The organism is Peribacillus sp. JNUCC 23, assembly GCF_053653995.1.
Window position 1 is genome coordinate 4,061,293 of the sequence record NZ_CM132202.1, and the last position, 21,593, is coordinate 4,082,885.

A 21,593-nucleotide genomic window follows, 5' to 3' on the forward strand; every position below is an offset into this window, starting at 1 on the left:
TCCTAACTTTTTGGGCTTAATCTATGGTGACAGAAATGCTTGGTTATATGAAGGACTTGATACCGCGTGATCTGGCGGAGGATGATACGAAGGAATTTCTGTATGTAAAGTAGTCAAGGTATAGTTCAATATTACTTTTTTTCATATATCGAATATTGTCGTATGATTGAATTTGTGTTTCCTTAACCTGAACTGTAAAGGAATTCAAGTGTTTTTTTTATGAATGATCTCGGTTTGACGCATATTCTCCCATATGATCACAATATCAGGGGGAAGCCACTTCAGTTAGAACTGCTTTCCGAGGTATCCATTATCATTCTTTAAACTAGAAAAGAGGCTGTAACGTAACGAAAGGGTTAGATTTTTTTTTAGATAACCTCTGTTCTAGCAAATATTATGTAAATAACTCGTTCCATGTGTTACGCCCTGCCATTCCATCTTGTGTAAGGTTTTTCGATCTTTGGTAGCTCTTTACGGACATTTCCGTGTTTGTTCCAAAAATGCCGTCTATGCCTTGTGGATCAAAACCTCTGAGGTAGAGTGTGGACTGAAGAATGTAAGTGATATTGCCTCTTGCCCCTTTTTTAACAACTCGAACGGCAGCTTTTGTTTTTGGCCCCCAAATTCCGTCAACCGTAAGCCCTGCCTTATATTGTTTGTTTAATTCTGTTTGGAAGCCTTTTATAAGTGCCCTTTTTGTGGTAGGCCCATATTTCTCATCCATTTTCAGTCCGGTTCCGTACCAACTATTTACTGTTTCTTGTATGTTCATAATTGTTTTGCTTCTTACATTTATTGGACTTGGAACAGTGACTGCTTCTTGCCCACTGCCAAAAGGATCTGTGCCGTATCCTCTATATTCATATTGCAGATGGACCTTATCGACAAGTGTCGTCCAATCTCCGCCCCACGTAAACCTTAGTTGCTTCGCCTTTGCGATGGCCTTTTTAATTTTTGGCGAGCCAAATCCATTCCAAATAGTCTTACGGTCTTTAACTGGTACGAAGTCCAGCGCTTGCCCTACCAAATGATAAGATCGCATTGTTTGTGAAGCGCCTGATCGATAGTTCCTTGCTTGATCTTCCAATGTTCTTGTCGTTTCATAAATTAACAGGTCAATTTCCTGTTCACTACAGTACTGGTACCATTGTAAGGCGGCTTTTTGTGTGTTGTTTGCTAGTTTGTTAATATTATCCAAATTCCTTTGATCATATGTCATTTTAAATACCATTCTTTCCCCACCTTTCCCACTATCCTATTTAAAAATTGAACAACCGGTTCGGACTATTATCTATGAATTACAGCAAATAGCGAGTGAAACTAGTTATTCAACTACTTTATAAGCTGAATAGTCAAAGTCGGATAGACTAGATCAAGAAAAACTTTCATCTTTTTATTAACTTCTTTCTGAAAACGCAAAACAGGAGCGTTGTCCCAAAGCAAAGGGTCAGACCCCGCAACAACTAAATACAGTAAAGATGCGTGTATGCAACACTTCATACTGTTTTAGAGTGCGAGGTCAGACCCTTATAAGACCCCCTCCTACTTCTACATATACAAACCAGCGAGCAAAATCCCGAGTGCATCTTCATAAATTTCATCGAACTGTGATAGTGGCAGCGGGTTGATCCCCATGCCAAGCTCTACGGTAAATCCCGGTCTACGCCAATCTTGAATAAACCAATCCTTGAAGCCTGCATAGCTATCAATGGTTTGAACTGGTTCGTAGCCGCTTACTCTGCTAAATTCTTTCACGATGGTTTCCGATTCAGGCGGTTCTAAATTTTCAAATCCCCAATAAATCACTTTACCTTGTGTATGAAAAGCAAGGACTCTTTGAAAGTCCCGCTTCCTCGTCAAAGCAGCCATCGCGATTGCTTCTTGCTGTGATAAGGGGGATTCGCCCGGATAGTCTCGTGGTCCAGGACTCTGCCTACGCCGTGCTTTTTCTTTTTCCCACTCTGCTGGAAATTGATCATTCAGGTCGACTCCATTTATATTCGCTTTCCAACTTTTAAAATCAGTATTGCCGTTATTATACTCAACTACTTTCGTTTGATATGGTTCAATGGATGGCGGTCCTTTCAAAACAAGATTCACTCCATCAGGATTCACCATCGGCACAATGGACAACATCGTTTCCTGATAAAGCGGGAATGTTTGAAGCCCACGAATCGATACGTTGTTTGTCAAAGACAATAAATAGTCATTGAGAAACGTCATAATAACAGGTGTCGTGATCCATTCATTCGCGTGAAATGCCCCATTGTAGTGAACCCGCTTATTCCCACTCCCAACTAACACTTCAGGAATTTCATTTCCCAGCACCGAATTTCCAATCGAGGGCATCTGTATGAAAGGATACACATTCTGCAGCCTTGTCAGATCTCTTTTCATTGTTTCATAGTCATAATTTTGTTTCCCTTGCACAAGCCGCCAAGTAATTCGTAATGGAACAAGTATCACCTGGCCGATTTTCAAGGCATTCGGATTTATATTTGCATTCACAAGCTTAATGGATTCAACCGAGATATGCCGCCGATTTGCAATCGACCACAATGAATCACCAGCAACAACACGATAATCAACCGTAACATATCCTGGTATCTTAATCCTCTGCCCAATCGTAAGTTGGCTCGGATTCACATCTGGATTTGAATCAACAATTAATTGGACGTTCACACCGAATAACTGACTATAACCCCAAAGGGAATCTCCCTCTCTCACAATAACTTCCATAGCTCTCCTCCTCGTTTGACCAAGGCTGCTATATACACTATATGCAATGAAGGAAGAATCAGAATTAGTTTTGAAAGAAGGAACCCTTTTATGTTCCCATCAAATTAAGCGGGATAATGGAATCTTTAGATCTATTCGAGCTCAAATATGTACACGTCGTCTAGTAGATTAAAACACCATTTTCACTCACCACTTGTCCAGTAGCATTAAAAGAATGTTTATTAAAGTGAAACTTCAATCAGTGGGGATTTTCTTCATCCCCCACTGATTGTTAGTCCCGTTCTACTGTCGCTAAGATCTTCGCTACCACTTCGATCAATCGACAGTACGAATCTGATTCAATGATTCACAGACTAAGTGCGCCCCGTCCTCATGTCTTCGTCTGTGTGACCCACATCCTGTGGGCCTCAACTAAACCTTTGAAAACCACAAAGGTAAGTTTTCTCACCAATCGGACTTTTACTTCAAAAAGTGAGGCGACTGGTACAAGGAACGTCTCCTAAGATCGCTCACGTCCTGTGAGCAACAGAGACGCCATCACATCCTGTGATAGTCCAAGACAAGCATAAGATGAGATGGAATCGGCGTGGCGTAGTTCGCCACAGAGTATTACAGCTTATGACCTCAGACGGGCTAGGAGCCGCAACTAGATTGGGCAGTTGTCCTCCACCTACGCTTCTTCGATTCCTCTAAGCCTTGAGGTGGGGATCTTACTGTCCGTTAATGCGGGATAAAATTCCTTAAGAAGTAAGCATGGATAGCAATTTTAATTTTGTTGAGAATTAAGTTTTTTTTTAAGAGGATTATAAGACAATTATGTATAAGCTAAATTGCGTAGAATAAAAGAAGTGGATAAATACAAAGGGTCAGACCCCGCTACAACTAAATACAGTATAAGAGACGTGTATGAAACACTACTTACTGATTTAGAGTACGAGGTCAGACCCTTCTTTGTTTTGAAAATCTTCAAAAACGATGATACGTTTCAAAGATTTCATCTATACAGATTTATTAAGCCGTCACTGCTGAAAGATTTTTTGCTACATCTGCAACTTTTGTTAAACCTTCAGCGATAATTGTTTCAGCTTGACCTGGCATTGCATTGTGACCTTCAATAATAACTTCTTGTTCGATCGCCATACCGAATACGCCACCAACAACATTTTTAATATAGTTAGCAGCCATTTCCATAGGTGCTGCTTCTGGTGTTGAGTACACGCCACCACGTGCACTTAGAATAACGGCTTTTTTGTCAGTCATTAAGCTTACTAATTGGCCATTTTCGTCATATTTGAATGTGAAACCAGCTTGGTATACATAATCGATAAAAGTTTGTAATTTAGCTGGGATTGTTAAGTTCCATAATGGGAATGCGAATACAACTACGTCTGCTGCAGTTAATGCATCCATTGCTTTTTGTTTGGCAGCTAAAATACGTTGTTCTACGTCTGTCATTTCTTCGCCTGATTCTAGTTTACCGAAGGCGTTGAATAAATCTTGACCAAAGTAAGGCATATCCTCTGCAAATACATCGTAAGTTGTTACGTTAACACCTTCTAGGTTCTCCATGAAAGTTTCATACATTTTACTTGATACAGCATCTGTTGCTGGACGGTTATTTGCTTTTACTACTAATACGTTCATTATATTGTAACTCTCCTTTTTTATCGTTAATTTATTTATCTCGAATTAATAATATATTAAAGTAGTGTAAATGTCAACGAAACACGACTCAACCACAAACTACAACCCAAAAGACACGGAATCGGCATCTCATAAGCATTTGTTCATTCGTTTTGGTCGTTAACACTTTTATGCCGCTTCATATAGTGAAATATATTTGAATTATATATCTCTCTAAATATAATTTTCCACTTGTTTACACTTCCTTTATTTGCTAAACTAATTAACGAACGTTCGTTAGATTCGAGGTGATAGTATTGAAAACCAATGAAATTAAGGAGGCCGCTCTAAAATATTTCACAATTCACGGGTATGAAGGTGCATCCCTTTCTCTTATAGCTGAAGAAGTCGGCATGAAAAAGCAATCCATTTACGCCCATTTTAAAGGAAAGGATGATCTTTTTCTTCAAGTTTTACGTGATGCGAAACAGACAGAGCTATCTTCAAAACGCCAATATTTCAGTAAAGTTGGTTCAAACAATCCTGAAAAAGATTTATACGGATTTCTACAATTGGTCATCGAACTTTTTCAAAAAAGTGAGCAGTTAAAGTTTTGGCTACGCATGTCTTTTTTTCCGCCTGCACATCTTGCACAAGCAATCGAAGCGGAAGTAATCGATATTGAGGAAAAGCTACAGACGATGTTGGAAAGTAAATTTCAGGATTGGATCAGCGCTAAATTAATCGTCTGTGATGAAGCAATAATTCCGACCTTTGCTTTCTTAGGTGTAGTCGATTCCATTATGCTTGAGCTTGTATACGGCAATGATGACAAACGGTTGAAGGCTAAATTAGCTGCCTCTTGGACAGTATTTTGGAGAGGGATCTCACATCAATCATCCATACAGAAAGAGGTGTTCATACATGAAGAAACCAATTAAAGAACAAAAGATGGTCCTAATGATTCTTCTAAGCAATTTATTCATTGCCTTTCTAGGAATTGGACTCATCATCCCCGTTATGCCGTCTTTTATGAATATCATGCATTTATCAGGAAGTACGATGGGCTATCTTGTTGCCGTTTTTGCGATAGCACAGCTGCTTATGTCACCATTCGCAGGACGTTGGGTTGACCGTTACGGCAGAAAGAAAATCATCATTATCGGCTTATTTCTTTTTGGTGTTTCAGAACTTATCTTTGGTGCAGGCACGAACGTATCGGTGCTTTATCTATCAAGGATTCTAGGGGGATTTAGTGCTGCCTTCATTATGCCAGGTGTTACGGCATATGTTGCAGATATTACTTCCATTCAGGAACGGCCAAAAGCGATGGGCTATATTTCTGCCGCCATTAGCACTGGCTTTATTATAGGACCTGGTATCGGTGGCTTTATTGCAGAATATGGTATACGCGTGCCCTTCTTTGTTGCGGCAGCCATTGCTTTTTTAGCATGCATTTCATCAATATTTATTTTAAAAGAGCCGCTAACAAAAGAACAGCTTGCAGAAATCTCTGCTGATACTAACCAAACAAACTTTATAGGCGATTTAAAAAAATCACTTAATCCGCGCTATTTTATTGCCTTTATCATTGTATTTGTACTTGCTTTCGGTTTATCAGCATATGAAACGGTCTTCAGCCTATTTTCTGATCATAAATTCGGCTTCACGCCAAAGGACATTGCAACTATTATTACGATAAGCTCAATCTTCGGAGTTGTTGTGCAAGTATTTATGTTTGGAAAAATGGTAGATATACTCGGTGAAAAGAAACTGATCCAATTATGTTTAATTATAGGTGCCATATTGGCGATAGCGTCCACCATGGTCTCTAGCTTTGTAGCCGTACTGGCGGTAACTTGCTTCATCTTCCTCGCATTTGACTTGCTTCGTCCGGCATTGACGACATTTTTGTCAAAAGCTGGCGGGAAAGAGCAAGGATTTGTTGCTGGGATGAACTCAACCTATACGAGCTTAGGTAATATCGTCGGGCCATCCATAGGCGGAATACTATTTGACGTAAACATCCACTATCCTTATCTTTTCTCTGCTGTTATTTTGGTCGTTGGCCTCGGTATTACAGTTATGTGGAAAGAAAAACAAATGGTAGAAGTCTTAGTTGAATAGCATTGTAAGAGTTTTAAATAACTTTATTGTAATGACCATTCAACAAATTCAGGATATTCAAAAACCAATAGTCCTGATCAAAGAATTCGATTACGTAAGGGGAATTTGTAACAGCACTCTTTTGTAAAAATTGGGACTAATGATATTCTTCTCTATCTCCATTATTTATAGTATAGTAATCTCTAAGTTAGGAGTGAGACGATGAAGAAGTTCTTACTATTCATTGTAGTGCTAGTAGTCTTTGTAGGTGTTGCTGGGTATGCCATTTATTATTACGGCACAAACATGGCCTCTCAAAAATTGATGGATGCTGTTTCGACTGAGCTAGAGAAAAATGGACAAACAGAAGAAGTAAAGCAATTTGTAGAAAATGACCCACAGCTGAAAAAATTCATAGAAGAAGCGAAATCTGTTGACGAAAGTTCATTGCCTTTCACGACAAAAGAAGCAGCGACACGTGTTCTTGTCAAAAAGGTCGGCATAACTAAACTTCTGGACATAAAAGTGCAAGCTCAAGATGGAACACTATCTAAAGAAGAAGTGCTTACAGACCTTCAAGGAAAGTTATCTGAAGAAGAACTACTTGCTTTAAAAGTTATCGCTTATAAGGAACTTTATCGTAAATGAGCATGGAGATCTGATTAAGGTCTCTTTTTTGTATGAGCGACATAGGGACGGAGCTTTGCGCCTTCTGAATATAGCCAATCTATTTATCAGGTATACTGATTTGAGAAGGCATCCCAAATTCAGGCTCCGCACGGCCACCTTTGAGATGAGGTGAGTATAGCATGCTTCATGATACATTCTTCATAGCAAATGGTGGCGTTTTAACGCCATATTTGTTTTGTATAGTAATGATGACTTTCATCCGATCACTTGCTTACTTTTTTAAAACCACGCCTTTTTCAAAAACAAAATCCCCTCTTGCAACTCTTCATGTGATAGTCCCCCATAGCCTAATAAGACAGTTGGTTCATGACTGTATTTGCCTTTTTCATAATACAGCGAAGTAGGGTAAATCTTCACGCCTACTTGCGATGCTTTTTCCACAAGCTCAGTTTCAGACAATCCATTATTAATTTGCAGGAGAATATGCAACCCCGACTTCTCACCAATTACATTTACGCGATCCCCGAAATGCTGCTGAATTACTTCGGTCAAAATATGGTTCTTTTTTCGATAAATGGTTCTCATTTTGTTTAGGTGTCGTTCCCAATGGCCATTCTCGATAAATTGATTAAGTGCTTCTTGGATGATCCGCGGGACGGTATGCTTGTACCCTCTAAATTTTTGATGATATATCTTCAGCAACTCAGGTGGTAAAATCAGATAACTGACTCGAATGGATGGTATGAATGCCTTTGAAAACGTCCCTAAGTAGATGACCCTGTTATCCGAATCAAGCCCTTGCAAGGAAGGGATTGGTTTACCGACATAACGAAATTCCCCATCATAATCATCTTCAATAATATAAGCTTGCTTTTCTCTCGCCCATTTCAATAATTCCATTCTCCTTGAAATCGGCATGATTGTGCCGGTTGGAAATTGGTGTGAGGGTGTCACATAGACAATGTCAGCATGAATGCGAAGTAGATGCTCGACGATTAACCCATCTTCATCTAATGGGATTCCTTCAATTTTCCTTTCAAAATCTAGAAATACTTGACGAACTCTGTGAAAGCCTGGGTTTTCCATCGCGAAGGTTCTATTCTTACCAAGGAGCAAACAAAGTAGCTGCATCAAATATTGTGTACCTGCTCCAATAATGATCTGATCAGGCGAACAGCGTACTCCCCTTGATTGAAAAATAGAATCAGTAATAGCCGCACGAAGATTTCGTTCACCTTGAGGATCTCCATTCATGAATAACTCATGCTGGCAGGACGTATTCACAAGTAATTTCCGCCAGACAGTGAAAGGAAAGTGTGCCATATCCACTATTCCATGATTAAAGTTGATCTTATATTCCGGCTTTACTTCTGGAATATTGGATTGCTGTGAAGGGATCGGGTCCTTTTTCGTTATAACATCCTCTTCAAACTCGACCACAAAATATCCCTTTCGTAACTTACTCTCTACATAACCTTCTGCGATTAGTTGCTGATAAGCCGCATCCACCGTATTCAAACCGAGGTTCAGATGAGCAGCCAGCTTTCGTTTTGAAGGCAATTTCATTCCAGCTTGAATCCTTCCCTCTTGTATTTCTTGTTTAATATACTCATAAAGTTGAAGATACAAAGGGTGTTTTTTTATTTTTTGAAAATGCGGGGTCATTTCAAACATCTCGTTCTCCTAACTGGTTCTATTAAATAGACCAAATCTGATTCTTATACCAGAACCAGTTTTTTATTACAATGCTAACATACTTGCTAAAAAAAGGAGAAGAATCGTATGGAATACATCAAATTAACAGGGAAAACCGTTACACTCTTGCCTTTATCTGAAGAACATTTCGAAGGATTTTATGAAGCGTCCAAACCCATTGAAATATGGGACTGGTTGGTGACGAAGATTTATTCTCGTGAAGATGCTGTTGCTTATATGAATCAAGGATTGCGTGCGATGGAAGAGGGGAAGCAATATCCATTCGTTGTGACTGAAAACGGAACAGGCAAGGTTATTGGAAGCACTTCTTATCGAAACATCCAGTTGGATAATGGAAGCTTAGAAATTGGATCAACCTGGTATCATCCGTCTAAATGGAGAACAGCTGTCAATACTGAATGCAAATATTTACTTTTGCAACACGCTTTTGAAACATGGAAATTAGGCCGAATAGAGTTTCGTACAGACGAACGAAATGCTCGATCACGTGCGGCTATTCTTCGCTTGGGCGCTATGGAGGAAGGTAGATTACGTAGAGAAAAAAGATTAACAGACAAAACGATGAGGAACACCATGGTCTATAGCATCCTAAATGATGAATGGCCAAGTGTGAGACAACGATTACGTGACTTTTTGTCAGAGCATGAAAAGTGATAGTCCTTTTAAAGATCTTGTAAAAGGGGTTCCTTTTTCAGATGTTTAGTTAATTATAGAAAAAGTTGCAAGCAAAATTAAGAAGCTAACGTAGAATTAACAAAAATTAGTCAAAAAAAGAGTAATTTAGTCTATATTTAGATTACTCTTTTTCCCCATTTTCCTTGGTTCAAAATAAAGTATGAAGAAATGACAACATCACTTATTTTCTATATGTCTGTCACTTGTAATGATGGAGAGTAGGTAGCTATATTCCTGATTTTACTTCTAAGATTAGCTCTTGCAAATTCCGATAAGGAGTAACTGCACAAAAAAAGCTATAAATTTTCATTCAAAATGTTAAATAATATTCTGTTCTTGTTCAGCTATCCATCTCCGAAAAGTCAAAGGGGTAGCCCGATACCCGCTTGTTTCCTATCCACTCGATGAAATTTGTATATCCACCGGTATCATTTTAAAATTTTTAATTGTCTATCTAACTAGGTCGGTGGGCACCTTTTTCATTTAGACAACTAGTCACTCATCTTTATAAGATATTTTTACTAGAAGCACAAACGCACATTTTAATAAATCTAGTCGCATATCCAGCTATTAATCAGTAGAGATGAATATACATATGAGTAATCGGACATGTAGTATCTAATGTCCAGTCATTGAAGGGAAAGTAAATTGTTCATCCATAGCTGCTTTGGTGTTCCTATTGTCAATGTTAATTATATTTTAGAATCCAAGAAGGGTAAATGTTTGTCCAGCATCGTTTGGATTAGGGATTATTCTAGTAGGAGTACAGACAACATGTCGAAAAAATGAACGTTAAGGCTACAATCTTTGATTTAAAAGAAAAGAACCAAGGTTATATATTCTCTAAAAATCGAACCATAACTCGCTCATAAAACAAAGCTTCATCCATCTGATTTGAAACTCTTTTAGGAAGGACTTTGCGTGCAAGCTTTCTGTAATGTTGGTAAGATCCCAATTAGTTATCGCTCAATTAGATACTAAGAGATTTTAGAAAGGAAGGTGTAATACTTTACAATGGATATTCACATCATGATTTCAGTTTTTGTGTTCCTTATCACAACGGCAGTAATCTTATGGAGACCTAAAGGCATTAATGAAGCTTGGCCAGCATCAATTGGCGCAACGATGATTTTATTAACAGGCGTTGTATCAAGTGCTGATGTTCTAGACATTATCCATAAGATTGGCGGCGCTTCAATCACTATTATTTCAACAATAGTTATGGCAGTTATTCTAGAAAGCTTCGGTTTTTTTCACTGGTCAGCAGCACGACTTGCCATTTTAGCTAAAGGTTCAGGCTATCGGCTATACTGGTACATTCAGTTGTTATGTTTTTTGATGACACTATTATTTAATAATGATGGCAGTATCCTAATCACTACCCCAATTTTAATTCTACTCCTCAAAAATCTGCAGTTAAAACCCCATCAGCAAATTCCCTACCTTTTAACTGGAGCACTTATTGCCACAGCTTCAAGCGCACCTATCGGGGTAAGTAATATTGTGAACCTAATTGCATTGAAAATTGTTAACATGACGCTTTACATGCATACTGCGATGATGTTTATCCCGTCATCGTTAGGATTATTGTTTATGTCATGGTTAATGTATGTAGTGGTAAAACGGAAATTGCCAAAACAATTACCAAAGTCAGCATTTGACATTGAACACATATTTTTCACAAAAAACTTTCATCCTTTAAAAGGACAAATTTCAGTTGATTCCAAACGTCAACGCACAAAATTCATGTTAAAGATCTTGCTGTTTGTCTTTGTCATGCGCTGTTCACTCTTTGTTGCATCTTTCCTTGCGATTCCAATTGAGTTTGTTGCGATATCGGGATCACTCGTGTTGCTTATATGGAGATGGTACCACTTACGTACAAATCCTATTGATATATTGAAGAAAACGCCTTGGCACATCCTGATTTTCGCTTTTTCCATGTATGTGCTCATTTATGGCCTTCACAACTCAGGATTAACAGCCCTACTTTTATATGTATGTGAACCGATTGTAAAGGAGGGATTATTCCATGCAAGTTTCATCATGGGGGGATTAGTTTCCATATTATCTAACCTTTTTAATAATCATCCCGCCTTGTTGATTGGAACCATTACGTTAACAGAAATGAACCTGGATCCCATCACGCTGAAGACCATATATCTTGCAAGTATTATCGGAAGCGATATAGGATCATTATTACTGCCTATTGGGACACTTGCCTCCTTAATCTGGTTGCATATCTTAAAGAAAAATAAGATCAAAGTGAAATGGAAAGATTATCTAAGCGTATCATTAATTGTCATTCCACCAACAGTGATTGTAACCTTATTTTTGTTATATAACTGGATACAACTCGTCTTCTCTTCATAGAGGTACAGACAACATGTATATTAAGACTACAATCGTTGATATAGGCTCTTTTTGTAAAGTTTGTTGTTATTAGCAAAACAAATTCAATCAATTAAAAATAGGAGGAGATTTTGTTGGGCAGTATGACGGAATTAATTGGAGATAATGTTTGTATAGAATTGACAAAGAAAAGCTATTTTAAAGGTATGCTTATAGATGTAGGTTCAGACATACTAATCTTATATGATGGTCATAAGTTTTTTTATATCCCATGGCTTCATGTCCGTAGCCTCCAACTTAATAGTAGTACGGATGACCAGGTTGATAAGCCGACAGAGTCGTCATTAGCTGAAGAAACGGAATCCATTTCCTATCGTAAAATATTAACGAATGCCAAAGGAATGTTTGCCGAAATTTCTGTGATTGGCAATCTGACTTTCCACGGCTATATTCTCAGCGTCTTAAGTGATTACTTTGTTTTTTATTCACCAGTTTTTAAGACGATGTACATTTCCCTATCACACTTGAAATGGATTACCCCATACAATAAAAATATTACTCCTTATACTCTCAGTAACACAAGCCTGCCTGTTAATCCTTCAAACGTCCCTTTATTGCGCTCCTTTGAAGACCAACTAAAAAAGGTAGAGGGAAAACTGGTGGTGATTGATGGTGGAGGAGATCCAATGAAAATCGGATTGTTAAAAGGTGTAAAAGATAACCTGTTGGAAATAGCCATTGCAAGTGGAGAAACCGTGTATTTAAAACTTACTCATGTTAAATCCCTGCATTTTCCTAATACTGATTTTTAAATAGAGATTTTTCATAATTCTAAAGGTAGTCGTATTCCGTTTCAAAATATCTAAAAAGCCATTCGAAAAATTCGAATGGTTTTTTAGATATTTAAGTAATCAGCATATCTTTAAAGGTGTTGTTCCACAGGCGAAGGGTCAGACCCCGCAACATTTAAATACAGGATGAGATACGTGAATGAAACACTACATACTGATTTAAAGGGCGAGGTCAGACCCTTACTTCTCAACACTTATTCTAAATGACGGCGCTGGAAATCCGCAATGCGGCCATAATCGCTTTCTAATTGACGACTGACTGATAAATAAATCGACATCAGCTCTTCATACACTTCAACGTTTTGTGCAATTGGTACGAGCTCGTTTGTCTCCCCAATCATTTCTGAAACCACATTTAAGCTATCAATTTCACCTAATGCATACAAACCAAGTACAGCAGCACCTAAACTTGGGCTTTCAAAGCTTTCGGGTATCGTAACGTTTTGGTTAAACACATCAGCCATAATTTGACGCCATAGCTTTGAGCGGACAAATCCGCCACTTGCATGAATTTTTTTCGGTAGTCCAGCTAACTCTTGCACCGCAAGCAGCACGCTGTATAGGTTATACATCACACCTTCTAGAACCGCTCTTACCATATGATCTCTTGTATGATGAAGGGCAAGACCGAAGAACGAACCTCTGGCATTAGCATTCCATAACGGTGCTCTCTCTCCTGCCATATAAGGATGGAAGATGAGGCCGTCCGCTCCAGGTGCAATTTTTGCAGCCATGTCGGTTAGGATTTCATACGGATCTTGGCCAGTCTCTTTAGCTGCTTCAATTTCAGCGCGGCCAAATTGATCTCGAGCCCATCTAAACGTAATCCCGCCATTATTAACAGGACCACCAATCACCCAAAGATTATCCACTAAAGCGTAACAAAATGTTCGACCTTTTGGATCCGTCAACGGTCGGTCACTAACTGTTCGGATCGCACCGCTTGTCCCAATTGATACAGCAAGTACGCCTGGTTCAATCGCATTTTGCCCTAAATTTGCCAAGACTCCGTCACTTGCACCAATGACAAATACAGTATCTTCTGCAATATTCATCTGTTCAGCAAGGTCCTTATGTAAACCTGACGTAGTATACGTTGTCGGTACAAGCTTAGGAAGTTTCTCCTCATCGATTCCAGCTATGCTTAATGCTTCTGCATCCCATGTCAAATCGTTGATATTAAACATGCCTGTTGCAGACGCCAGCGAATAATCCATCACATACTCATTAAAAAATTTATAGAAAATATATTCTTTAATCCCTAAATATTTACTCGTTTTAGAAAATATTTCCTGATGTTCATGACGAAGCCACATCAACTTCGTAATCGGAGACATTGGATGAATAGGCGTTCCTGTACGGCGATATAATGCATGTCCTTGTTCCGTTGCTCTTAGCTGCTCTGCATATTTGACACTTCGATTATCCGCCCAGGTAATAATGTTCGTTAGCGGCAGTCCATTAGAATCAACAGCTATAACACTGTGCATCGCAGAACTAAACGATATAAACCCTAACTCTTCTTTCTTAATCCCGCCTGCCTTCATTACTTCACCAATGGCTAATACAACTGCTTGATAAATTTCCTCAGGATCTTGTTCTGCCACCGAGGGAGTCGGACTATGTAGAGGATACCCCTTTGTAAAAGAAGTAATCACTTCTCCTGCTCTGGAAAAAAGAACAGCTTTTGTGCTCGTCGTTCCCATATCAATTCCTATCATATACTTGGTCTTCAACAATTTCCCACCCCAAACCTCTAGAAGTCATTTACTTATCTATCTTACTACACTTATATAAAAAGAAAAAACAAGCCAGCTTTATTTACTGAATTGTTTTTCTTTAAGACGCGCAAGATACGAAAATGTTAGCTCATTTTTTATCCCGCATCAACGGGCAGTCCCCCCACCTCAAGGCTTGAGGAATCGAAGAAGCATAGGCGGGGGATAAACTGCCCGTAAAAGCCCGATTGGTTCAACTAACAATCAGTGAGGATGAAGAACCCCCACTGATTGAAGTTTCACTTTATGCGCGATAACAATGGAGGAGTTGATATACTTTCGGTAACACCTCTGACAGATTAAGTTTTTGAAATATCGATAAATCCTTCTCCAAAAACATCACGGACATCGTGAATGGCTATAAATGCACTCGTATCAGTCGACTTAACAATCTTCTTAAGCTTAACGACTTCTTGTTTGCTAATGACGATATAAAGAATATCCTTGGGTGTTTTTGTATAGTAGCCATGTCCAGAATAAACCGTAACCCCTCTGTCCATCCGTTCATTAACTTGTTTGGCAATCTCATCTGGTGCGCTCGAAACAATCGTAACGGCCTTCTTTGGATTGACCCCTTCTATGACAAATTCCATCACTTTGGTTCCTACGTACAACATGATGATGGTCATCATCAATTTCTCTGCTCCAATGATAAAATAGGAAGAAAATGCAACAATTAAATCAAAAAACAAAAGACCATAACTGATACTCCAACCTAGATATTTGTTCGTAATTCTTGCCAATATCGTAGTCCCAGCGGTTGTTCCGCCAACCCGAATAATCAAACCAATCCCAACCCCAGCAAAAACTCCTCCGAAGATTGCATTTACCATCATTTCATCCGAATCAATACTCCAGTCCTTCGTTAAATGGAGGAAAAGCGAATGGAGGATCACCGCAATAATCGTATAGACAATTGTCATTTTACTTAAGAACTTATATCCGACAATCAGTAAGCAACTGTTAAATAGTAGACTCACAAGACCAGGGGACCATTGAAAAAGATAGTATAAAATGATTGTAATCCCAACAACTCCGCCTTCACCCATTTCATTCGGAATCACGAATAAGTTTACTGCTAAAGCAAAAAGAAAAGCACCTAATAAAATGATAAAAATGTCTACAACTCTTTTTTTCATACCCTACCTCACTACTGTTAGAGAATCGCTGTTAATCCACGTTCATAACAAGCCTTCCCCATTATACTCTGATGGTATAAGGTAGACAACAACAGCTTTCCTCACAGAATTCACAGTTTATTTTATTGCATATTACCGACCAACACCATTATCATAAACAGTACAGACTATTAGTCCAACAAAGGTTAGGGTAATATACGTTAAAAGACCAATTGTCCAACGTGGGACGGAGGGGACCAATATGAACAGTCGGAAACAGCATACGATCAATGTAGCCCATCGGCTTTTTATCGAAAAAGGGTATCAAGCTACATCTATACAAGACATCCTTGAAAATAGCGCCATTTCGAAAGGAACATTTTATAATTATTTTTCCTCTAAAAGTGAATTAATGATTGCAATCTTCAATAGCATGCATGAAAAGTTGGAAAAAGAACGTAATGAGCTAATGATTGGACAAAGCACTAAAGACACGGATATCTTCATAAAACAAATTGAAGTTCAGTTAATTTCCAACAAAAAAAACAACATATTCACATTAATTGAAGAAGTACTCGTATCAAATGAACTTGAATTAAGACAATCCATTCAACAGATGAAACTGTTAGGTATGTGTTGGTTGTATCATCGCTTCATCGATATTTTTGGTGAAGAAAAGAAACCTTATTTGTTAGATTGCGCAATCTTGTTTGAAGGGATGCTCCATCATATGATGCATGTTAATTTTGTTATTAATCGAGGGCATGATGGGTACCAGGTTTCAAATTTGATTCGCTATAGCTTTAACAGAATTTCTAATATTGTCCAAAATGTTTCTACACAAGGTGAACAAATATTCTATCCAGAATTATTAAAGCAATGGCTACCAGATCATAAAGAGGGGCCGCTGTCTCTTCAAGAAGAGCTGCTTTTGACAATCCATACCTTAAAAAGCACCGCTCAGAAGTATATCCAATCTGAAAATGACAACTCGAAACTTTTCGAGTTGCTAAGCTTCCTTGAACAAGAACTCATGCAGGAACAGGCTCCACGTGAATTTATCATTGAAAGCGTACTTACTACTTTACATTCATACTCTCATCCCAAGCTTTTACACTCTATTAAGAAATTAAGCAGTCTTATTGAGACTCATTTGGGAAAATGAAAACCATGTTAACGACAGGGGGATCATGATGTTTGCGAGTGGACATTCGTCTTGCCCTCTAGTTAGTTTCAACGCAGGAAGAGGTGAGTAAAGGCGTCGAACTCACTCTTTGACATTTTCTTCACGGAGAAGTCTATAAGGAATAATGCGCAGAGTTAGACAATTAGAATAATGACGTGTATTCTTCTAAAAAGGGATTTCGCTAATAGAATAGTAATAATGATTGAAAGAAAGAATTCCAACGTTAAGGAGCTTATCACATGAATTTCTTTATACGCTTTTTAATAAGTGGCCTAGTTTTACTCGTAATTGACTGGCTATTTGACTCCATATCCATTGACTCCTACGGCAGTGCTTTATTAGCGGTCTTTATGCTCTGGATTGTTAATTTTCTTGTCAAACCTATTTTGCACCTCCTAACATTCCCCATTACCATTTTGACATTTGGGCTGTTTTCTTTTGTGATTAATGCGGTAACGTTTACCCTCGCCTCCCTGCTTGTAAGCGGATTTGAGGTAACATCCTTTTGGGGAGCGCTTGTCGGTTCGGTGTTGTTAGGATTTGCACAAAGTTTGTTAGAAAAAAAAGAGTAAACCTGCGATTATGAAAGGTTTACTCTTTTTTCATCTTGGGAAATAGGATCTGACCCTTCCCCCCATCCCGGAAACCTTGATACCACTAGTTTTCAGAGTCACAATAAAGGCCGGGAAATGGAGTCTGACCCCTGTACATACACATAATAATCCTGCTGGTGATAGCTTCTGAAACCACAAGATTCATAAAGTTTTAACGCTGCTGGATTCGTTGCCTCTACTTCAAGATAGATAGGATTTCCCTTCTTCTGCTGTTTTAGAATCACTTGCTTAAGTACCTTTCTGCCAATACCTTTTCCTTGAAAGGCAGGAGCAATGGCAAACCCATAAATCCAAGCTTCCCCATCACTTTCCTCAACGCGAATTTTCCCAACAACTTGATCTTCATACACAATCACAAACGTGTTCAAGCGTTCTTTCTTTATCCGCTCGTAATAGGAAGCTGCTTCATGCTGTAAAAACCCAAAGCAATCGACGTCTAATTGAATTTCCATAGCCTTATCTGCTTCTGTAGATAGACGGAGTGTAACGCCTTCATAATCTGTAAGCTCTGTTTCCTGCCATTTCATTTGATATTCAGCTACGTCAAATCGGCATGGAAGAGCAGCTAAGAAACCCTTTGCTGATTGGGAATCGGCTGGAGCATTTAACAAGATTGCCCTTGGATCCCGTTTCTTCGCTGTCACAAATGCCTTCTCTACTAGTTTTGTAAAAATCCCTTGTCTTCGGTAGTCTGGATGAACCATCCCGCATAATTCAATTTTTCCTCCAAAATCATAGATCCCAAGATACCCGATCAACCTGTCACCTTCATAATGGAAGAAATCTTCACCCACTTTTCCCACCCGGCTTCGCAATGTATCCCAATTTAGTTTTAAAGAAAACGTTCCTTGCTCACACACCTTTTGTAATTCCTCTATTTCTACTAATTGCTTTTCTTTCAAATGAATAATCCCCCTTAGTAAAGTATCCACTGGTATAATACTACATTTCCACCAATCATAAACTACTACTTCATCAACAAAGCAATCACAATGATCAAGATATAAACAGTTATAAATAGGCCTGTGCCTTTTAATATGAGCCTTCCATAATATCTTCTCCAAACGTCATTACCAGCTTCTTGTATATCTTCCGTTCCATCCATCGATGTCGCTTCAATTTCCAATGGATTTTGCATAAGTTCAAACAATTCGTGACATTCCCGGCAATGAGCGATATGTGCTTCCACTATTTTTCTTGTTTCTTTCGAGCAATCCCCTTCTATATGTAGCGGCAATACATCTCTGATTATGTTACATTTCATTTCTATCACCTTCGACTTTACTTAAACTTTTACGAAGTTCCAGCTTTGCCCGGTGTAAATTCGTCTTCACTTTAGAAAGCTTCCAGTCCAATACTTCTGCTATTTCCCCATATGATAGTTGCTGGAATTCTCGAAGAATGATGACATGTTGATAGTCCACTTTTAAAGCATGAATCGCGTGGAGTATATTTTGTTGTGTGATTTTTTTTTCTAAAAACACGGCTGGATTTTTATAAAAGTTCTCATCAATCAGGTCGATATGCTCATATAGATCTTGTTTATATTTTGTTTCTTTTCGATACCAGTTAATAAACGTATTATGGGCAATCGTATAAAGCCATGTTTTCACTGACGAATTCCCTTTAAATGTCGATAAACCATTAAATGCCTTTAAAAATGTATCTTGCGTAAGATCTTGAGCAATTTCCTTATGGCGAACTCGCCGAAGCAAGTAACGAAAAATTTCCGTATAATGCAGCTTATACAAGTCTTCTAAACTATGCCAGTTACTCATTTTACCAAAAATACCAGACAGACATCCATAATGATAGCACAGCAAAAGACCCATAAAGCAGCACCGTCAAAATACGGATGGTTTTTATTTTTTCAAAATCCTCAAGAAAAGTAACATTCTCTATTTTTGTCTGATTTTCATTTAGACAATGCTGGCATCCCATTTCGTGTTCTCTCATCCACTCCATCGTTTCAGGCTCCAGCTCGCAATCGACATATAGCTCATATAAATCTTGAAACACAGCACAATCTTGGTTACTTTTCATATAAAGCGTCCACCTTATTGGTTTCGACATCGACTAAGTATAATTTATGCTCCGCCGTGCCAAATGGCTGAATGACAACAAGCCATGCTTTTCTTATCTCCCCTTCGTCATTGATAACTTGGGTAAGTTTTGCCCGTTTCGCATAAACAGATGTTTTGCCTACTTTTTTCGCAACGGCTTTGAATGCCTCTTCCCGATCAATTGCTTTTATCCCACTGTCAGAAGGAATCCGATAGTTCATATTTTTCGAATAGCTAAAAGCTGGTACTCCCTCTTTATATTCGAAAGTATACCGATATGAAACTTGCGAATCCTCCAAACTCTCTTCACTCCAGTACCATGAATCCTGTGCTCGTGTACGTTTCCACTGAGAGAGATCCGCTTCTTTTGCGCTGATGATGGTATTCTCTAGTGTTTCAAAAGGAACCCTATTTGATAGATTCCCGGAAAAATGCAGGACTTCAGCTGTTTTTCCGCTAACTGTAAACGCATCCCCCGTTTTCGTGAAATATTTTAGTTCGATTGGTCCAGTTCCATAATCATATTGGGCCTCTAAAAGCGCATACTCTGGTGTTACTTGCCCGAGCAAACCGTACCATCCCTTTATACTTCTTTCAATCTTAGCTTCTGTCACGCTAACTCCTTTTAACGATTCAAGCGAATATAGAGCTGCCTCTTCATGTAACCCCATTAGCGATTCCTTTTCCCAGTAAAATGTCGTTACAGCCCAATCATCTGTACTTCGTGTACCATCTGCTAATTGCGGTCGCATCGTCACAATCGTCGCCCCTTCATCACCCTTTGAGACTTCGATATAAATCGAGTCTTCCTTCCATTTCCTTCCCAATGTATTCAAAACCTGCTTGGAACGAGTAACATACTGGCTGTCGGAAAGTTCTTGCCCTTGTGCAGGAGTCTTTCGCCCTAGATTAAAGAACGTACCTGACATTCCATGAATATCCACATCATAGTTTTTAGAAACGAGTGGATATCGATTATGAAAGTCTTCATTGCTTTGCCTTAAGAAAAAGTCTTGATCACCAGTCAATTTTCTTGCAAGACCTTCCGCTTCCTTTAAAGTAATTAATTCAGCTGATTCAAAGTATTGCAGTTGAACCTCTGCATCGGCTTTTGCCAAGGCAACATGACCTAAATTGTAAATGGGATTGATTAAAAAGAGGAATACAATGACCATTCCGATTTTGAATCCCTTTTTATAAGGATTCAGCCAACTTTGGTTACCTTTTATTATGAAATGATAGGTCATCAATAGTACTAAAAATACAAATAAATTCGTTAGTTCTGGTATTTTCAATCGATAGTTGCCAAATTCACTGATATATAAAACTACTAAAGAGCTAAATCCTGCAACATAAAAAGTAATGATTGCGTACCACTTTACTCCCCAATAATTCACATAAAAAAGATAAATGAGTAAGCCAGTAATAAGTACGATGACTAATGAAAACACTACATCTGAAAGCGTAATCCCATACTCCCGTATAGAGAAAATCAAACCGGTCAAAAGCTGTAAAATCGGCATGGTTAATAGCAAAATATCAAATGTATAAAACAGACCTTTATTTTTCGATTGGTGAATCGTCATCATATAATAAAATCCAACAACGACGATATAACCGAAAAACATGAAATGCAGAAACTGGCGGACGGACGGCTCCTTATCCCAATATATATGAGCCAATTGCGTAACATGTACTTGGTGAAACATCTCAATCGACAAACCAATCATGAGGACGAATCGAATAATAACCCCTACATATAACCAGTTTTTAGGCTGGTCCCATTTCTTATCATACAAAGATAATAAAGAATATACGATCAATCCTGCTAATGTCCACTGAATAATCCATTTACTATATGTACTTAAAAGAAAGTACGAATCAACGTGCAAAACAAATCGGCTAATCCACTCCATATTAATAACTCCTTTATTTGTTCTATTCTGTGGGCCACACATTAACTTTGACAACGGACCTCTCAAAAGGTTTCATCGATATTGAAGATTGAACTAAAATAATCATATATTTCCTATACAAAATCCGAATAGCGTTAAAACGCCACCAGTTACTATGAAGGATGTATCATTAAGCACGCTACACTCACCTAATCAAAATGGTGGCGGTGCGGAGCCGGAATTTCGG

19 protein-coding genes are annotated in these 21,593 nt (G+C 38.5%); 8 read left to right on the forward strand and 11 right to left on the reverse strand.

Annotation, left to right across the window (positions count from 1 at the left end):
* Nucleotides 1-394 precede the first annotated feature (394 nt).
* The 3 genes from JNUCC23_RS19505 to JNUCC23_RS19515 all read right to left on the reverse strand — a co-directional run bounded on the left by JNUCC23_RS19505 (nucleotide 395) and on the right by JNUCC23_RS19515 (nucleotide 4,383).
* The gene (locus JNUCC23_RS19505) at nucleotides 395-1,231 is read right to left on the reverse strand and encodes a peptidoglycan-binding protein (protein ID WP_454213133.1); all 837 of its coding nucleotides are present in this window, start codon (nucleotides 1,229-1,231) and stop codon (nucleotides 395-397) included.
* A 317-nt stretch (nucleotides 1,232-1,548) separates the two neighbouring features.
* Nucleotides 1,549-2,739 (reverse strand): M14 family zinc carboxypeptidase, encoded by a 1,191-nt coding sequence (locus tag JNUCC23_RS19510; RefSeq protein ID WP_454213135.1) that lies wholly within the window; start codon nucleotides 2,737-2,739, stop codon nucleotides 1,549-1,551.
* 1,011 nt (nucleotides 2,740-3,750) lie between these two features.
* Nucleotides 3,751-4,383: an FMN-dependent NADH-azoreductase gene (locus JNUCC23_RS19515; RefSeq protein ID WP_454213136.1), complete on the reverse strand. Its 633-nt coding sequence runs from the start codon at nucleotides 4,381-4,383 to the stop codon at nucleotides 3,751-3,753.
* Nucleotides 4,384-4,679: 296 nt separating this feature from the next.
* Here JNUCC23_RS19515 and JNUCC23_RS19520 point away from each other — a divergent pair, with 296 nt between their 5' ends.
* The 3 genes from JNUCC23_RS19520 to JNUCC23_RS19530 all read left to right on the forward strand — a co-directional run bounded on the left by JNUCC23_RS19520 (nucleotide 4,680) and on the right by JNUCC23_RS19530 (nucleotide 7,116).
* Nucleotides 4,680-5,303, forward strand: coding sequence for a TetR/AcrR family transcriptional regulator (locus JNUCC23_RS19520; RefSeq protein ID WP_454213138.1), 624 nt, complete (start codon nucleotides 4,680-4,682; stop codon nucleotides 5,301-5,303).
* A complete protein-coding gene (locus JNUCC23_RS19525; RefSeq protein WP_403075329.1) occupies nucleotides 5,287-6,489 on the forward strand; it encodes an MFS transporter in 1,203 nt (400 codons plus the stop codon). Before JNUCC23_RS19520 ends, JNUCC23_RS19525 begins: the two co-directional genes overlap by 17 nt.
* Nucleotides 6,490-6,690: 201 nt before the next feature.
* Nucleotides 6,691-7,116: a hypothetical protein gene (locus tag JNUCC23_RS19530; protein WP_454213140.1), complete on the forward strand. Its 426-nt coding sequence runs from the start codon at nucleotides 6,691-6,693 to the stop codon at nucleotides 7,114-7,116.
* 261 nt (nucleotides 7,117-7,377) lie between these two features.
* On the opposite strand, the gene pdxR is transcribed toward JNUCC23_RS19530, so the two are convergent.
* Complete coding sequence (pdxR, locus tag JNUCC23_RS19535; protein ID WP_454213141.1) at nucleotides 7,378-8,772, reverse strand: MocR-like pyridoxine biosynthesis transcription factor PdxR; 1,395 nt, start codon at nucleotides 8,770-8,772, stop codon at nucleotides 7,378-7,380.
* 108 nt (nucleotides 8,773-8,880) lie between these two features.
* Between pdxR and JNUCC23_RS19540 the strand changes: the two genes are divergently transcribed.
* From JNUCC23_RS19540 to JNUCC23_RS19550, 3 genes are all read left to right on the forward strand, one after another.
* On the forward strand, nucleotides 8,881-9,468 hold the full coding sequence (locus JNUCC23_RS19540) for a GNAT family N-acetyltransferase (RefSeq protein ID WP_454213143.1): 588 nt from the start codon (nucleotides 8,881-8,883) through the stop codon (nucleotides 9,466-9,468).
* A 1,035-nt stretch (nucleotides 9,469-10,503) separates the two neighbouring features.
* The gene (locus JNUCC23_RS19545) at nucleotides 10,504-11,862 is read left to right on the forward strand and encodes an arsenic transporter (RefSeq protein ID WP_403075339.1); all 1,359 of its coding nucleotides are present in this window, start codon (nucleotides 10,504-10,506) and stop codon (nucleotides 11,860-11,862) included.
* A 122-nt stretch (nucleotides 11,863-11,984) separates the two neighbouring features.
* Entirely contained in the window at nucleotides 11,985-12,653 is a 669-nt protein-coding gene (locus tag JNUCC23_RS19550; protein ID WP_454216151.1) for a DUF2642 domain-containing protein, read from the forward strand.
* A gap of 233 nt (nucleotides 12,654-12,886) precedes the next feature.
* On the opposite strand, the gene gntK is transcribed toward JNUCC23_RS19550, so the two are convergent.
* Both gntK and JNUCC23_RS19560 read right to left on the reverse strand, forming a co-directional pair.
* Complete coding sequence (gene gntK, locus JNUCC23_RS19555; protein WP_062185961.1) at nucleotides 12,887-14,431, reverse strand: gluconokinase; 1,545 nt, start codon at nucleotides 14,429-14,431, stop codon at nucleotides 12,887-12,889.
* 338 nt (nucleotides 14,432-14,769) lie between these two features.
* The gene (locus JNUCC23_RS19560; protein WP_062185959.1) at nucleotides 14,770-15,609 is read right to left on the reverse strand and encodes a YitT family protein; all 840 of its coding nucleotides are present in this window, start codon (nucleotides 15,607-15,609) and stop codon (nucleotides 14,770-14,772) included.
* A gap of 241 nt (nucleotides 15,610-15,850) precedes the next feature.
* Between JNUCC23_RS19560 and JNUCC23_RS19565 the strand changes: the two genes are divergently transcribed.
* Both JNUCC23_RS19565 and JNUCC23_RS19570 read left to right on the forward strand, forming a co-directional pair.
* The gene (locus tag JNUCC23_RS19565) at nucleotides 15,851-16,753 is read left to right on the forward strand and encodes a TetR/AcrR family transcriptional regulator (protein ID WP_062185956.1); all 903 of its coding nucleotides are present in this window, start codon (nucleotides 15,851-15,853) and stop codon (nucleotides 16,751-16,753) included.
* Nucleotides 16,754-17,013: 260 nt separating this feature from the next.
* Entirely contained in the window at nucleotides 17,014-17,346 is a 333-nt protein-coding gene (locus JNUCC23_RS19570; protein ID WP_403075347.1) for a phage holin family protein, read from the forward strand.
* A gap of 98 nt (nucleotides 17,347-17,444) precedes the next feature.
* Here JNUCC23_RS19570 and JNUCC23_RS19575 read toward each other — a convergent pair whose 3' ends face one another.
* From JNUCC23_RS19575 to JNUCC23_RS19595, 5 genes are all read right to left on the reverse strand, one after another.
* Nucleotides 17,445-18,290: a GNAT family N-acetyltransferase gene (locus JNUCC23_RS19575; RefSeq protein ID WP_454213146.1), complete on the reverse strand. Its 846-nt coding sequence runs from the start codon at nucleotides 18,288-18,290 to the stop codon at nucleotides 17,445-17,447.
* A 65-nt stretch (nucleotides 18,291-18,355) separates the two neighbouring features.
* On the reverse strand, nucleotides 18,356-18,652 hold the full coding sequence (locus JNUCC23_RS19580) for an anti-sigma factor family protein (RefSeq protein ID WP_454213148.1): 297 nt from the start codon (nucleotides 18,650-18,652) through the stop codon (nucleotides 18,356-18,358).
* The gene (locus JNUCC23_RS19585; protein ID WP_454213150.1) at nucleotides 18,642-19,166 is read right to left on the reverse strand and encodes an RNA polymerase sigma factor; all 525 of its coding nucleotides are present in this window, start codon (nucleotides 19,164-19,166) and stop codon (nucleotides 18,642-18,644) included. Before JNUCC23_RS19585 ends, JNUCC23_RS19580 begins: the two co-directional genes overlap by 11 nt.
* Before the next feature lies 1 nt (nucleotide 19,167).
* Nucleotides 19,168-19,431, reverse strand: a complete 264-nt coding sequence (locus JNUCC23_RS19590) for a zf-HC2 domain-containing protein (RefSeq protein WP_403075358.1) — start codon at nucleotides 19,429-19,431, stop codon at nucleotides 19,168-19,170.
* Nucleotides 19,421-21,367 carry a hypothetical protein gene (locus JNUCC23_RS19595; RefSeq protein WP_454213152.1) on the reverse strand — a complete coding sequence of 649 codons (1,947 nt, stop codon included), beginning with the start codon at nucleotides 21,365-21,367 and terminating at the stop codon, nucleotides 19,421-19,423. The genes JNUCC23_RS19590 and JNUCC23_RS19595 overlap by 11 nt, the downstream gene beginning before the upstream one ends.
* Nucleotides 21,368-21,593: the final 226 nt, after the last annotated feature.